Here is a 13467-nt window from a genome sequence, read left to right as displayed (position 1 = left end):
CGCCTCATCCAGATCGCAACCGACCAGATGGCGCACGGAATCGGGCAGCCGCTCGAAGTCGGCGCGCGTCAGTGTCCGGTCGCGAACGATGGTGCCGGTACTGTCGTCCATGCTCCGCTCCGACCGATCATTCCTTGCGGAAATAGTCCCGCCGGAAGTCGGCCGCGAACGCCGCAAAGCGTTGCTCTGCGATCGCGTCGCGCATGCCCTGCATCAGTTGCTGGTAGAACGAGAGATTGTGCTCGGTCAGCAGCATCGCGCCCAACATCTCGCCGGACTTGATGAGGTGGTGGATGTAGGCGCGGGTGTACGTACCGCAGGTCGGGCACTTGCAGCGCTCGTCGATCGGGCCGGTGTCTTCGGCGTGACGGGCGTTGCGCATGTTGAGCGGGCCGTTCCAGGTGAAGGCCTGCCCGTTGCGGCCCGAGCGGGTCGGCAGCACGCAGTCGAACATATCGACGCCGCGCTCCACCGCGCCGACGAGGTCATCGGGCTTGCCCACGCCCATCAGGTAGCGCGGACGGTCGGCGGGAAGCTGGCCGGGGGCGAATTCCAGCGTGGCGAACATCGCCTCCTGTCCCTCGCCCACGGCAAGGCCGCCGATCGCGTAGCCGTCGAAGCCGATCTCGGTCAGGGCATCGGCGCTGGTCTTGCGCAGGCCTTCGTCGAGCGCGCCTTGCTGGATGCCGAACAGGGCGGAACTTTCCGCATGCGCGCCACCGGTGTCGAAGGCGTCGCGGCTACGCTTCGCCCAGCGCATCGACATTTCCATAGAGCGGGCGATGACGTCGCGGGGCTGGTCGATCTTGGGGCACTCGTCGAAACACATGACGATGTCGGAGCCGAGCAGGCGCTGGATCTCCATCGACCGCTCGGGGCTTAGCATGTGGCGCGAGCCGTCAATGTGGCTGGCGAAAGTCACGCCTTCCTCGGTGATCTTGCGCAGATCCGACAGGCTCATCACCTGATAGCCGCCGCTGTCGGTCAGGATCGGGCGGTCCCAGTTCATGAACTTGTGCAGGCCACCGAGGCGCGCGACGCGCTCGGCGCCGGGGCGCAGCATCAGGTGATAGGTATTGCCGAGCAGGATATCGGCGCCGGTCGCGCGCACGTCCTGCGGCTTCATCGCCTTGACGGTGGCGGCGGTGCCGACCGGCATGAAAGCGGGCGTGCGGATTTCACCGCGACGCATCTGGATGGTGCCGGTACGGGCCTTGCCGTCTGTGGCGTGGATGGAAAACTGGAAACGAGGCTTCATGGCGCCGCCCTTAGAGCATTTTCAGGCGCGGTGGAAACATCCGATCGCCAACGATTTCGCCGCACCCTCCGTCACCCGCGAGCGCAGCTAAGCGCTCGCGGGTGACGAGAGGAAGGAGGACGATCAGAACCCGTAGACCAGCGAGAAGCGCGAGATCGTGTCGGTCTTGAGCGATCCGCTGGGCGGACGAGTCTCATGCTCGATGGAGTAGGACAGCTTAGCTTTCAGCCCCCTCATCATGCCGGCCTCGATCGCGGTCATCGAGGTGAAGGTGTTGTTGTCCGACCCGATGTAGCTGCTGGCGTCCTGCGTCAGCTTGATAGTCGGGTTGATCGTCCAGTCGAAGTCGATCGAGGTCAGCACCGACCATGTCGTCTGGTTGACGTCGTCCACATAGTTGGTGGCGCGAAACGCCGGACCTGCTTCCAGCGCCAGCGTCATGGCGGGACGGTTGAGCACCCGGTAACCGAGACCGCCCGAGAGCGTGTAACGGTCAGCGAAGCCCTGAATGCGGTCACGCTCGTACTGCGTGCGACCATAGGTGAAGAAGCCGTCGTTCAGGGTGTAGCGCGGCTGGTAGCTGGCAGAATACTGTTCGCGGGTAACCGTATCGCGATCTTCCTGATAGTCGGCGTTGGCCTGGATGATGTGCTCCCACTTGATGCCCTTGCGGTTGAGCTTGAGGGCAGCGGTAAAACCGAAGTTCTCGGTGTTTCCGGTGGAGCGGAAGGCGCCGACCTCGATCTGTCCCTTCCACAGTTCGAGCACACCCGAGGCACGGATGCGGGCCAGTTCCGCCTCGGTCTTGGCGGCGATCTCCTTGGCGCGGCGGTCGTTGTAGGCCCGCTGCATGTCGCGGATCTCGTCCTTGTCGTAAGGCTGGGTCTGCTGCGCGAACTTGACCATCGCGGACACGGAGGCCCCGTCGTCGGTCTTCATCGCAGCTTCCAGCAGTGCGCGCACCGCCAGCGGCAGACGCGGCCGCTCCGCCCTCACGTAAGGCACGAACTCGGGATAATCCGGCAGGTCGAGCACCAGCGGCGGCGGCGGGAGCGGGACCAGAACGAGCGGCTCGTCGAACTGGTGCACTTGCGCATGGGCGGGAACGGCAAGCAGCATAACGGGAAGGCCGGAGAGGACCGGTCGGAGCATCGTCATGCTGCAAACGCTAACGCGTCACGTGCGCAAACGCCACCCGCTCTTGAAGATCCATGTGATGAATCCGACGCAAAGGACGAGGAACAGCAGCGTCAGGCCGAGCGACAGCGCGATCGGCACGTCGGAACTGCCGTAGAACGTCCAGCGCAGCCCGTTGACGAGGTAGACCACCGGGTTCGCCATCGCCACCTGACGCCAGGGCTCGGGCAGCATGTCGATCGAATAGAACGTGCCGCCGAGGAATGTCAGCGGGGTCAGGATGAGCAGCGGCACGATCGTCAGCTTCTCGAAGCTGTCCGCCCAGATGCCGAGGATGAAGCCGAACAGCGAGAAACTGGCTGAAACCAGCAGCACGAAGAAGAACGCATAGACCGGATGCGCGATCGAGTAATCGACGAAAAAGCTGGCCGTCGCGAGGATGATCGCGGCAAGGATCAGCGACTTGGTCGCCGCCGCGCCGACGAAGCCGACGAGGGTTTCGGCGACGCCCACGGGCGCGGAGAGCAGCTCGTAGATCGCGCCGGTGAAGCGGGGCATGTAGATGCCGAAGCTGGCGTTGGAGACGCTCTCGCCCAGGATCGTCAGCAGCAGAAGGCCCGGTACGATGAACGCGCCGTAATTGAGGCCGTCCACCCCGCTCTTCATCTGGCCGCCGATCGCGGCCCCGAAGACGACGAAGTAGAGCGTGGTGGTCAGCACCGGCGCGAGGATCGACTGCATCGCCGTACGGAAGGCGCGCATCAGTTCCTGCCTGTAGATGGTCCAGGCGGAGCGGGCGTTGAACAGGCTCATGCCGCAGTCTCCTGAACAGGCGCGTCGGGCCCTTCGAGCAGGTTCACGAAGATGTCCTCCAGGCTCGATTCGTGGATGTCGATCGCGGTGTAGTCGATCCCGGCGCGGGTCAGGGCCTTGGTCAGTTCGGCGACTTCGGCGGTGCCCGCAGACGCCCCCTCCCCGCCGCCGCCGCGATAGACGAGCGTGCGGCCGTCCTCGGAAAGCGTCACGGGGAATGCCGCGATCCCGGCGGGAACTTCGGCCAGCGGCTGCGCGAGCGAGATCAGCGCTTCGGTGCGGCCCAGGCGTTCCATCATCGCCGCCTTTTCGTCCACCATCAGGATTTCGCCCTTGCGGATGATGCCGACGCGGTCGGCCATTTCCTCGGCTTCCTCGATGTAGTGGGTGGTGAGAATCACCGTGGTGCCACGCTCGCGCAGGAGGGCGATCTGCTTCCACATGTCGCGGCGCAGTTCGACGTCGACGCCTGCGGTGGGCTCGTCGAGGAACAGCAGTTCGGGTTCGTGCGCCAGCGCCTTGGCGATCAGCACGCGGCGCTTCATGCCGCCCGAGAGGTTGCGGATCTGCTCGTCGCGCTTTTCCCAGAGGCTGAGCGCCTTGAGGATGTCCTCGACCAGCGCCGGGTTGGGGGCGAGGCCGAAGAGCCCGCGCGAATGGTTGACCGAGCGCAGCACCGGCTCGAACATGTCAGTCGCCAGTTCCTGCGGCACAAGGCCAACACGCTTGCGCAGCGTGCGCCAGTGGCGGCCCATGTCCTCGCCGAACGCGGTGATCGTGCCCGAGGTCGGCCGGACCATCCCGCAGACCGCGCCGATCAGCGTGGTCTTGCCAGCGCCGTTCGGCCCGAGGAGGGCGAAAATCTCGCCCTTGTTGATGGTGAGGTCGACGCCCTTGAGCGCCGTGAAACCGCCTGCGTAAGTCTTCGTCAGGCCGCTGATTTCGAGGATAGGCTGCATAGGCGCATGAATGGGGCCGAAACGTTCCGGTTCCAAGCCCCCGGACGCAGTATCTTTTGCAATGCGGCGTTGAGGAGATCAGCGCCGCCGATAGGGCTCGCAGGCGATCCCGTCGTTATCGCCGTCGAGTTGCGGGTTATAACCCGGCTGCCCGCGTCGCACCGGAGCAGCACCGGCGGCACGCGCTTCGGCACAATTATGGAATACGCCGGAGGCGACCGGCCGCGCTGCAACCGGGCGCGCCACGGTGGCGGACACGACGCGCGGCCCTGAATTACGCGGATTGGCGGCTCGATAGACCGCGGGCACATCGAACTCGGAACCCCAGATGCCCGCGCGCTGCGCCTTGCTGTGATCGGCAAGCGCGGCATAGCTGGCAGGCGCATTGTCGAGCGCAATCGCCAGCCCCTTTTCCAGCATCGCCGCCGCAAGATCCACGCCCCCTGCCCGGCAGCTTGCGACCGTCCGGCCATAGACATCGCGGTCGCGGGAGGAGCAGGTCAGTTGCCGGGCATCGACCATGGCGCGCAAGGCAGCGGCTGCGTCGGAGCCGCAACTCCAGCTGCTCCAGTTCACGCGGCAGGTCTGGCGATATTCGGGTGCATCGATGCCGAACAGACGCACCTCACGCCCGCCGACGAACAAGGAGTCGCCATCCACGGCCCGGCCTGCGCCCGCGAATTCCTCCGCCGATGCGGGAGACACCGCCGCGACGAGCAATGCCGGCAATATCCAGGATTTCATGTGGCCGCCCCCATGCGCCCGGACCTTCCCGGGCATTGGGGCCGACAGTGCGCCGCAAAGGCTTACAGCAATTTAACAGCCATCCGTAACCTTCCCGTAACCACGCAAGTCACGGAAGCAGCAGCGAGGAATCCCCGTAGCTGTAGAAGCGATAGCCGTTGGCGATGGCATGGGCGTAGACCGCCTGCATCTTCTCCAGCCCCATCAGCGCCGAAACCAGCATCATCAGCGTGGACTTGGGCAGGTGGAAGTTGGTCATCAACCCGTCAATCGCGCGGAAGCGGTAGCCCGGGGTGATGAAGATCGCGGTGTCGCCCTCGAACGGACGGATCACGCCGTCTTCGCCGGTGGCGCTTTCGAGCAGGCGCAGCGAGGTGGTGCCTACTGCGATCACCCGGCCACCGGCGGCGCGCGCGGCGTTGAGGCGGTCGGCGGTGGCCTGATCGATGCGGCCGAACTCGGCGTGCATCTGGTGGTCCACGGTGTCGTCGGCCTTCACCGGCAGGAAGGTGCCTGCGCCGACGTGGAGCGTCAGCGTCTCGCGCGCCACGCCCGCCGCGTCGAGCGCCTCGACCAGTTCGGGGGTGAAGTGCAGCGCCGCGGTGGGTGCGGCGACAGCGCCCTTCTCGCGCGCGAACATCGTCTGGTAGTCGCTGGCGTCGGCCTCGTCGGTGGGTCGCTTGCCCGCGATGTAGGGCGGCAGCGGCATCCTCCCTGCACGTTCGAGCAGGACTTCGACCGGCTCGTCGCCCTCGAAGGCGAGCGTCCAACTGCCGTCGGGCAGGCGGCTTTCCGCGATGGCGGTAACCTCCGCCGGGAAAGCGATGCGATCGCCCTCGCGCAGGCGCTTGGCGTTGCGCACGAACGCCTGCCAGCGGCGAAGGTCGATACGCTTGTGGAGCGTGGCGCCGATGCGCGCTTCTCCGCGCGTGCCCTCAAGCTGGGCGGGGATGACGCGGGTGTCGTTGAAGACGAGGACATCGCCTGCGCGCAGTTGAGCAGGCAGGTCGCGGACGTGATGGTCGGCGAAGGGAGTGTCGCCGTCCACCACCAGCATCTTCGCCGCATCGCGCGGACGCGCCGGACGCAGGGCGATGCTCTCGGGCGGAAGGTCGAAGTCGAAGAGGTCTACGCGCATGGCGGCGCGCTAGACCAGAGCGGGGCTGCGGGCAAGGCGTCGTCCCGGACTTGATCCGGGACCGGTGGCTGTCTTTAGGCGCCCCCGGCCACGGGTGCCCCGCCGGAAGAGGAGTTGTTCACGGCCAGCGGTCCCGGGCGAGCCCGGGACGACACGATTGGCTCAGTTGGACTTGGAGTTGTTCAGGTCCGAAATCGAAGGCGCCTTCAGCGTTGGCGCCGCCGGAGCCACCGGCGCGGCCGGAGCAGGCTTGTTCTCCGACGCCAGCGAGGCCTGGACGATCTTCGTCGGGTCCTCGGGCGGCTCGCCGCGATGGATCGCATCGACGTACTGCATGCCCGAGATCACACGGCCGAACACCGTGTACTTCTTGTCCAGCGCGAAGCGCGGATAGAACACGATGAAGAACTGGCTGTTGGCGCTGTTCGGGTCGTTGGTGCGCGCCATCGAAACGGTGCCGCGGAGGTGCGGCATCGTGTTGAATTCGGCCTGAAGGTCGGGAAGCTGCGAGCCGCCCTGCCCGGTGCCGGTCGGATCGCCCGTCTGCGCCATGAATCCGTCGATCACGCGGTGGAATATCTGGCCGTTGTAGAAGCCCTGCGCCGCCAGCGTCTTGACCCGCTCGACATGGTGCGGAGCCCACTGCGGCATCATGCGAATGGCGACGCGGCCGCCGTCCGACAAGTCAAGCAGGAGCACGTTCTCGGGCTCATGCGTGATGTCGGTGTCGATCGTGGTCGGCAGGGGCGGAGGCGTCGGCGTGGCCGCTGCCTCGTCCTTTTTGTCCTTGTCCTTCGCGATGGCCGGGGCCGCGACGAGGGCGGCGCCGAGCATCAGCGCGGTCAGGGGAAGGCGAAACTTCATGTATCTGTCACCTGGGCAATGAACGGCCGAGCCGCGTAATCGGACGCGATAAAGCGCCCCCGCTGTCGGCACAATGAATGATTTCCACGCGGACCCGCCCATCCGCGCAAGCTCAGTAGTCCCCCAATAATCCGTTTTGCGCGATCCGCCCGACGACGTCCTCACGTACCGCCGGGCTGACGAACTTCACGATGTCGCCCCCGAACATCGCGATTTCCTTGACCAGCTTGGACGCGATCGGCTGCAGGCTGACGTCCGCCATCAGAAACACCGTCTCGATGGTGGAATTGAGCTGCTGGTTCATGCCGGCCATCTGGTATTCGTATTCAAAGTCCGCCACCGCGCGCAGGCCGCGCACGATCACGCTGGCGCCCTGCTTCTGGGCGAACTTCATCAGCAGCGCATTGAAGCCGACGACGCTGACGTTGTCGATCCCCATCGCCGCGACCTCGCGCTCGACCATGGCCATGCGCTCGTCCGGCGTGAACAGCGGGTTTTTCGACGGGTTGGTGGTGACGCCGATGATCAGCTTGTCCACCAGCTTGGCGCCGCGCCGGATGATGTCGGCATGGCCCAGCGTGATCGGGTCGAAAGTGCCGGGGTAGACGCCGATACGCTCAGCCGAAGCCATCAGTGATCCCTCTCGATGATATAGCGCGCAACGGCGCGAAGCAGGTCGGCTTCCTTCCCATGCTGGGCGAGATGGCCGACGGCTTGCTCGACCAGCATGCGCGCCTGTTCGCGGGCGCGTTCGGGGCCGAGCAGCGAGACGAAGGTTTCCTTGCCCGCCGCCGCGTCCTTGCCCACGGCCTTGCCCGCGAGAGCGGCGTCGCCCTCGTGGTCGATGAGATCATCGGCGATCTGGAAGGCCAGCCCGATGTCGCGGGCATAGCCGCGCAGATGTGTGCGCCCCTCCGGCGGAATGCGGCCGAGGATCGCGCCCATCTCCACCGCCGCGCCGAGCAGCGCGCCGGTCTTGAGCTGCTGAAGGCGGGTGACGGTCTGCAGGTCGAACTCGCTGGTTTCGGCGACGAGGTCCATCATCTGCCCGCCTGCCATGCCCTGCGCGCCGCTGGCGTGGCCGAGCGTGCGGACGAGTTCGATGCGGGTAAAGGGATCGGGCGTGGTCGCCGGATCGGACAGGACCTCGAAAGCGAAGGCGTGCAGCGAATCGCCTGCAAGCACGGCAGTGGCCTCGTCGAACGCCAGATGAAGCGTCGGCTTGCCATGGCGCAGGGCGTCATCGTCCATGCACGGCAGATCGTCGTGGATCAGCGAATAGACGTGGATCGATTCGATGGCGATACCGGCCCGGATCGCAGCTTCGCGCTGGACGTCGTACATCTCGGCGACGCTGGCGAGTAGCAGCGGACGCAGCCGCTTGCCCCCGCCGATCGCGGCATAGCGCATCGCCTCCACCAGCTTAGCGCGGGCATCGTCGGGAACGGCGAGCAGCGCGTCGAAGGCGCCGTCGATCTCCTCGGTGATCCGCGCGAGACCCTCGGCCAGCAGCGAATCAGGCGCGGCCACTTCGGTCACAGGTCGAAAGGCTGGGTGCCCGCCGCCGCGCCGTCCGGCCCGGCGACGATACGCTCGATCCGCGCCTGCGCAGCGTCGAGGCGCTTCTGGCAATGCTGGCGCAACTTCTCGCCTTTTTCGTAGAGCGAGATCGAATCTTCCAGTGGCACGTCGCCGCTTTCGAGCTGGCGCACGATGGTTTCCAGCGCGCGCAGTGCATCCTCGAAGCTGAGCGTGTCGATGGTCGAAGTTTCGGATTCCATGGGCAAGCAATGGCGCTCGGCGCAGTAACGGTCAAGGTGGGGCCAGTATTTACCGGCCGTAACGTCGTATGGAAGACCTTGGTGCTGCCCAGCCCCTCTTCTAGACCCCCTTTAGGTGCCGTTGAGTGCCGTTATGTCCATACGCTCTGGCGCAGCCGGAAAGACGCGGCTAAGGGCTCCCCCATGAGCGGAATCACCCCTGACGTCGTCGAGGCGCATGGCCTCAATCCCGAAGAATACGAGCGCGTCCTGAATGCGCTGGGCCGCGAGCCGAACCTCGTGGAACTCGGCATTTTCTCGGTGATGTGGTCGGAGCACTGCTCGTACAAGTCGAGCCGCTTCCACCTCAAGAAGCTCCCGACGGAAGCCCCCTGGGTGATCTGCGGCCCTGGCGAGAACGCGGGCGTGATCGACATCGGCGACGGGCAGGCCGCCATCTTCAAGATGGAAAGCCACAACCACCCCAGTTATATCGAGCCTTATCAAGGCGCTGCAACCGGCGTCGGCGGCATCCTGCGCGACGTCTTCACGATGGGCGCGCGCCCGGTGGCGAACATGAACGCCCTGCGCTTCGGCCGTCCGGACCATCCGAAGATGAAGCACCTCGTCAAGGGCGTGGTCGCAGGCATCGGCGGCTACGGCAACTGCGTGGGCGTGCCCACGGTGGGCGGCGAGACCAACTTCCACAAGGCCTACGACGGCAACATCCTCGTCAACGCGATGACCGTCGGTGTCGCCGATACGAACAAGATCTTCTACTGCGCCGCCACCGGCCTGGGTAACCCGATCGTCTACGTCGGCTCCAAGACCGGCCGCGACGGCATCCACGGCGCCACCATGGCCTCGGCCGACTTCGGCGACGACATCGACGAAAAGCGCCCCACCGTGCAGGTCGGCGATCCCTTCGTCGAGAAGCTGCTGATCGAGGCGTGCCTCGAACTGATGGCGACCGACGCGATCGTCGCGATCCAGGACATGGGCGCGGCGGGCCTCACCTCCTCGTCGGTCGAGATGGCCAGCAAGGGCGGCGCCGGCATTCGCCTCAACATGAACAAGGTGCCCTGCCGCGAAGAGGCGATGACGCCTTACGAAATGATGCTCAGCGAAAGCCAGGAGCGCATGCTCATGGTGCTCCAGCCCGGCAAGGAAGCCATGGCCGAGGCCATCTTCAAGAAGTGGGAACTGGACTTCGCGGTCATCGGCGAAGTCACCGACACCGGCCACATGGTGCTGGAATTCGACGGCGAAGTGGTCTGCGACATCCCGCTCGCCCCCCTCGCCGATGATGCGCCGGAGTACGAGCGCCCCTACGTCTCGCCTGAGGAATACAAGGCCTGGGCGGCCGTCCCGGCGCTCGGCGAGGTGCCGGAAAGCACCGATCTCGGCGCCGACCTCATCAAGCTGATGGGCGGAGCGGACCTCGCTTCGCGCAAGTGGATTTGGGAGCAGTACGACAGCCAGGTCGGCGCGGACACGATGCAGAAGTCCGGCGGCGACGCAGCCGTAGTGCGCGTCCACGGCACGCAGAAGGCGCTGGCGATCAGCACCGACTGCTCGCCCCGCTACTGCTACGCCGACCCCTACGAGGGCGGCAAGCAGGCGGTCGCCGAGACCTACCGCAACATCAGCGCGGTCGGCGGGTTGCCGTTGGCGATTACCAACTGCCTCAACTTCGCGAACCCGCAGCGCCCCGAGATCATGGCACAGATCGTCGGCTGCCTGAACGGCATGGGCGATGCGTGCCGCGCGCTGGATTACCCGATCGTCTCGGGCAACGTCTCGCTCTACAACGAATCGAAGGCCACCGGCGGCGGCTCTGCGATCCTGCCGACCCCAGCGATCGGCGGCGTCGGCATCCTCGCCGACCATGACCAGATGGCGACAGTGGCGTTCAAGGCCGAGGACGAGGAAATCTTCCTGCTCGGCGGCGAAGGAACGCACCTTGGCCAGTCGCTGTGGCTCAAGGACATCGGCGGTCAGGAAGCCGGTGAGGCGCCGAAGGTCGACCTCAAGCTGGAAGCCCACAATGGCGGCCTCGTTCGCGGCTGGATCGGCGAAGGCAAGGTCACGGCGGTCCATGACGTCAGCGACGGCGGCCTGATCGTCGCGCTGGCCGAAATGGCGCTGGCAAGCGGCCTCGGCTGCACGCTGGACGCGGACCTCACCACCGCGCAGGCGTTCGGCGAGGACCAGTCGCGCTACGTCGTAACCGCGCCTGCGGGGACTGTCCTGCCGGAAGCGGTGAAGATTGGCACCGTCGGCGGCACTGCCGTTGCAGGCGTGGAGATCGCCGCGCTGCGTGAAGCCAACGAGGCATTCTTCAAGGACTGGATGGAGGGCTGAGAGCCCTTCCCCCGGCCCTTCGGGACAAAAGAAAACCCCGGCGCTCGAAGGAGCGGCCGGGGTTTTCTTTTGCTTCGCGTCTGGCCGATGGGGCTTCGACAAGCTCAGCCTGAGCGGGGACGGGAGGTTTGCCTTCGAACTCGCGCCACCTTGGAAACGGGGCGGTTTACACCAACCCCGCTCACCCTGAGCTTGTCGAAGGGTCGCCCCCCGTGTTTTCAGTACCTTACCAGCTCTTCTTCGGCTTCTTGTGGAACGGCTTGCCGCCGCCGCCACCCGCCGGACGGTCCTGGCGCGGACCGGTCGGGCGCGCGCGGTACGGGGCCGAGCCCTCGCCGCCGGGACCATCGGAACGCGGACCATTGCCGTGCGGACGGCGGCCACGACCCTGCGGGCCTTCGCGGTCGCGGCTGCGGTGACGGGCGGCGTCACGCGGCGCATCAGGCGCACGCTCGATGAGGATGGTGGCTTCGTACTCACCGTCTTCACGCGCGGTGCGGGCGACGGCGCGTTCGAACTGCTCGGCCTGCGCGGCAGGGATCTGGAAGTAGGTCTGGTCACCGTTGATGCGAATCTGGCCGACCGCATCGCGGGTGACATGGCCGCGGCGGCACAGCACCGGCAGGATCCAGCGCGCTTCGGCCCGCTCGTCGCGGCCCACGTTCATGCGGAACCACACGACGTCGTCGAAGCCCGGACGCTCGCGCTTCTGGCGGGATTCGGGCGAATTGCCGAGCAGTTCCTCGGGCTGCGGCATCGCGGCGCGGTGCGCGCGCACAAGCGCGGCAGCGACGTCCTCTGCGCTCAGCGTTTCCAGCACGACCTTCGCCAGTTCGCGGTCGTCGTCCTCGACTTCGACCGGCGCCAGCAGCTTTTCGAGCAGGCGGTCACGGTCCTGCGCACGGATCGCCTCGGGCGTCGGGGCCTCACCCCACTCGGCCTCGATGCGGGCGCCGCGCAGCATCATCTCGACGCGGCGGCGGCGCGGATACGGCACCAGCAGGACCGCCGTGCCCTTCTTGCCCGCGCGGCCGGTACGGCCCGAGCGGTGCTGCAGGGTCTCTGCATCGCGCGGAATCTCGACGTGGACGACGAGGCTGAGCGACGGCAGATCGATGCCGCGCGCGGCGACGTCGGTGGCGACGCAGACTTTGGCGCGGCGGTCGCGCAGCGCCTGCAGCGCGTTGTTGCGCTCGTTCTGCGAATGCTCGCCCGAAAGCGCCACGGCCGAGAAGCCGCGCTCCACCAGGGTGGCATGCAGGTGCTTCACGTTGTCGCGCGTGGCACAGAACAGGATCGCGGTCTCGGCATCGTAGAAGCGCAGCAGGTTCACCACCGCATGCTCGATGTCGGAAGGCGCGACGGTGACAGCCTTGTAGGCGATGTCGCCATGGCCGCGGTTCTCGCCGACAGTGGAGATGCGCAGCGCGTTCTTCTGGTAACGCTGGGCCAGCGCCTCGATCGGGCGGGGCATGGTCGCCGAGAACAGCAGCGTGCGGCGGGTTTCCGGCGTCGCGTCGAGCAGTTCTTCCAGATCCTCGCGGAAGCCCATGTCGAGCATTTCGTCGGCTTCGTCGAGTACGACGGCGCGCAGGGCCGAGAGGTCGAGCTTGCCGCGCTCCAGATGGTCGCGCAGACGGCCCGGCGTGCCGACGACGATCGCCGCGCCGCGTTCCAGCTGCTTGCGCTCCTTCACCGGGTCCATGCCGCCGACGCAGGTGACGATGCGGGCGTGGGTCTTGGCATAAAGCCATTCCAGCTCGCGGCTGACCTGCTGCGCCAGTTCGCGGGTCGGCGCGATGGCGAGTGCCAGCGGCTTGACCGCGAAGGCGAGTTCGTCGTCGGCGAGCAGTTCGTCGGCCATGGCAAGGCCAAAGGCGACGGTCTTGCCCGAGCCGGTCTGCGCCGAGACGACGAGGTCGCGGCCATGCGCCTCCGATTCGGTCACGGCGGCCTGAACAGGGGTCAGGGTTTCATAGCCATGTCCGGTGAGGGCTTCGGCGAGAGGCGCGGGAATCTGCGGAAAAGTCATTATAGGGTCAACGGGTCCTGCCGCTTCGAGGCGGCTTTCAAAGAGCATAGGGAGGGCTGCGTGGCGGCCCTCGGGCTCACCTGTTGGGCGGCCCATAGACCAAACCGCGTGAATTTGCGCGCTCCAATTTCACTTTCGCGACGATTCGTGCCGATTGACGGGATCAGGACTGCTCTGCCCAAAGCGGACGCGATGCCGGTTTCGCATCGGCGCATTGCTCGGGCAACTGGTCGAAACTCGGCTCGAAACCGAGCAGAACGTACATGTCCCGCTCAAGATAAGGCGCGGCATCGCCTGCACTCATATCGACACGGGCACACTCTCCAAGACCCGGCAATCGCGTCTTAAAAATTCCTTTTCGCACAGTACTTAAGCGCATGAGATTCACCCCCTGGAGT

Annotated in this window: 13 protein-coding genes; 1 reads left to right on the top strand and 12 read right to left on the bottom strand. The window is 66.1% G+C overall.

Translation table 11 applies throughout. The features are described from left to right. Nucleotides 1-127 precede the first annotated feature (127 nt). From tgt to LH128_RS14045, 10 genes are all read right to left on the bottom strand, one after another. Nucleotides 128-1258, bottom strand: a complete 1131-nt coding sequence (gene tgt, locus LH128_RS14090) for a tRNA guanosine(34) transglycosylase Tgt (protein ID WP_008830315.1) — start codon at nucleotides 1256-1258, stop codon at nucleotides 128-130. A gap of 123 nt (nucleotides 1259-1381) precedes the next feature. Beyond that, nucleotides 1382-2410 carry a DUF481 domain-containing protein gene (locus LH128_RS14085; RefSeq protein WP_327195164.1) on the bottom strand — a complete coding sequence of 343 codons (1029 nt, stop codon included), beginning with the start codon at nucleotides 2408-2410 and terminating at the stop codon, nucleotides 1382-1384. Nucleotides 2411-2434: 24 nt separating this feature from the next. Then, on the bottom strand, nucleotides 2435-3208 hold the full coding sequence (locus LH128_RS14080; protein WP_008830313.1) for an ABC transporter permease: 774 nt from the start codon (nucleotides 3206-3208) through the stop codon (nucleotides 2435-2437). Next, nucleotides 3205-4167 (bottom strand): ABC transporter ATP-binding protein, encoded by a 963-nt coding sequence (locus tag LH128_RS14075; protein ID WP_036523021.1) that lies wholly within the window; start codon nucleotides 4165-4167, stop codon nucleotides 3205-3207. The genes LH128_RS14080 and LH128_RS14075 overlap by 4 nt, the downstream gene beginning before the upstream one ends. A 78-nt stretch (nucleotides 4168-4245) precedes the next feature. Further along, complete coding sequence (locus LH128_RS14070; protein WP_051211497.1) at nucleotides 4246-4911, bottom strand: thermonuclease family protein; 666 nt, start codon at nucleotides 4909-4911, stop codon at nucleotides 4246-4248. A 109-nt stretch (nucleotides 4912-5020) separates the two neighbouring features. Next, entirely contained in the window at nucleotides 5021-6049 is a 1029-nt protein-coding gene (queA, locus tag LH128_RS14065) for a tRNA preQ1(34) S-adenosylmethionine ribosyltransferase-isomerase QueA (RefSeq protein ID WP_008830310.1), read from the bottom strand. A 162-nt stretch (nucleotides 6050-6211) separates the two neighbouring features. Beyond that, a complete protein-coding gene (locus LH128_RS14060) occupies nucleotides 6212-6913 on the bottom strand; it encodes a peptidylprolyl isomerase (RefSeq protein ID WP_008830309.1) in 702 nt (233 codons plus the stop codon). 112 nt (nucleotides 6914-7025) lie between these two features. Next, nucleotides 7026-7544, bottom strand: coding sequence for a pantetheine-phosphate adenylyltransferase (gene coaD / locus LH128_RS14055; protein WP_008830308.1), 519 nt, complete (start codon nucleotides 7542-7544; stop codon nucleotides 7026-7028). Then, nucleotides 7544-8452 carry a polyprenyl synthetase family protein gene (locus LH128_RS14050; protein ID WP_008830307.1) on the bottom strand — a complete coding sequence of 303 codons (909 nt, stop codon included), beginning with the start codon at nucleotides 8450-8452 and terminating at the stop codon, nucleotides 7544-7546. Before LH128_RS14050 ends, coaD begins: the two co-directional genes overlap by 1 nt. Further along, nucleotides 8449-8694 (bottom strand): exodeoxyribonuclease VII small subunit, encoded by a 246-nt coding sequence (locus LH128_RS14045; RefSeq protein WP_008830306.1) that lies wholly within the window; start codon nucleotides 8692-8694, stop codon nucleotides 8449-8451. Before LH128_RS14045 ends, LH128_RS14050 begins: the two co-directional genes overlap by 4 nt. 183 nt (nucleotides 8695-8877) lie before the next feature. Between LH128_RS14045 and purL the strand changes: the two genes are divergently transcribed. Further along, a complete protein-coding gene (purL, locus tag LH128_RS14040) occupies nucleotides 8878-11037 on the top strand; it encodes a phosphoribosylformylglycinamidine synthase subunit PurL (protein WP_008830305.1) in 2160 nt (719 codons plus the stop codon). A 226-nt stretch (nucleotides 11038-11263) separates the two neighbouring features. On the opposite strand, the gene LH128_RS14035 is transcribed toward purL, so the two are convergent. Beyond that, nucleotides 11264-13069 carry a DEAD/DEAH box helicase gene (locus LH128_RS14035; RefSeq protein ID WP_008830304.1) on the bottom strand — a complete coding sequence of 602 codons (1806 nt, stop codon included), beginning with the start codon at nucleotides 13067-13069 and terminating at the stop codon, nucleotides 11264-11266. A gap of 163 nt (nucleotides 13070-13232) precedes the next feature. Beyond that, entirely contained in the window at nucleotides 13233-13373 is a 141-nt protein-coding gene (locus LH128_RS34545; RefSeq protein WP_248005850.1) for a hypothetical protein, read from the bottom strand. Nucleotides 13374-13467 lie beyond the last annotated feature (94 nt).

The sequence above is a fragment of the Sphingomonas sp. LH128 genome, assembly GCF_000293195.2.
In the GTDB taxonomy this organism is placed as follows: Bacteria; Pseudomonadota; Alphaproteobacteria; order Sphingomonadales; family Sphingomonadaceae; genus Novosphingobium; species Novosphingobium resinovorum_A.
The sequence above is the reverse complement of the archived record's forward strand: the minus strand, read 5'-3'. Positions and strand labels throughout refer to the sequence as shown.

Bases quoted from the DNA above. Each gene is read 5' to 3' on its own strand.
- tgt (WP_008830315.1), bottom strand. From the start codon at position 1,258: ATGAAGCCTCGTTTCCAGTTTTCCATCCACGCCACAGACGGCAAGGCC.
- LH128_RS14085 (WP_327195164.1), bottom strand. From the start codon at position 2,410: ATGCTCCGACCGGTCCTCTCCGGCCTTCCCGTTATGCTGCTTGCCGTT.
- LH128_RS14080 (WP_008830313.1), bottom strand. From the start codon at position 3,208: ATGAGCCTGTTCAACGCCCGCTCCGCCTGGACCATCTACAGGCAGGAA.
- LH128_RS14075 (WP_036523021.1), bottom strand. From the start codon at position 4,167: ATGCAGCCTATCCTCGAAATCAGCGGCCTGACGAAGACTTACGCAGGC.
- LH128_RS14070 (WP_051211497.1), bottom strand. From the start codon at position 4,911: ATGAAATCCTGGATATTGCCGGCATTGCTCGTCGCGGCGGTGTCTCCC.
- queA (WP_008830310.1), bottom strand. From the start codon at position 6,049: ATGCGCGTAGACCTCTTCGACTTCGACCTTCCGCCCGAGAGCATCGCC.
- LH128_RS14060 (WP_008830309.1), bottom strand. From the start codon at position 6,913: ATGAAGTTTCGCCTTCCCCTGACCGCGCTGATGCTCGGCGCCGCCCTC.
- coaD (WP_008830308.1), bottom strand. From the start codon at position 7,544: ATGGCTTCGGCTGAGCGTATCGGCGTCTACCCCGGCACTTTCGACCCG.
- LH128_RS14045 (WP_008830306.1), bottom strand. From the start codon at position 8,694: ATGGAATCCGAAACTTCGACCATCGACACGCTCAGCTTCGAGGATGCA.
- purL (WP_008830305.1), top strand. From the start codon at position 8,878: ATGAGCGGAATCACCCCTGACGTCGTCGAGGCGCATGGCCTCAATCCC.
- LH128_RS14035 (WP_008830304.1), bottom strand. From the start codon at position 13,069: ATGACTTTTCCGCAGATTCCCGCGCCTCTCGCCGAAGCCCTCACCGGA.
- LH128_RS34545 (WP_248005850.1), bottom strand. From the start codon at position 13,373: ATGAGTGCAGGCGATGCCGCGCCTTATCTTGAGCGGGACATGTACGTT.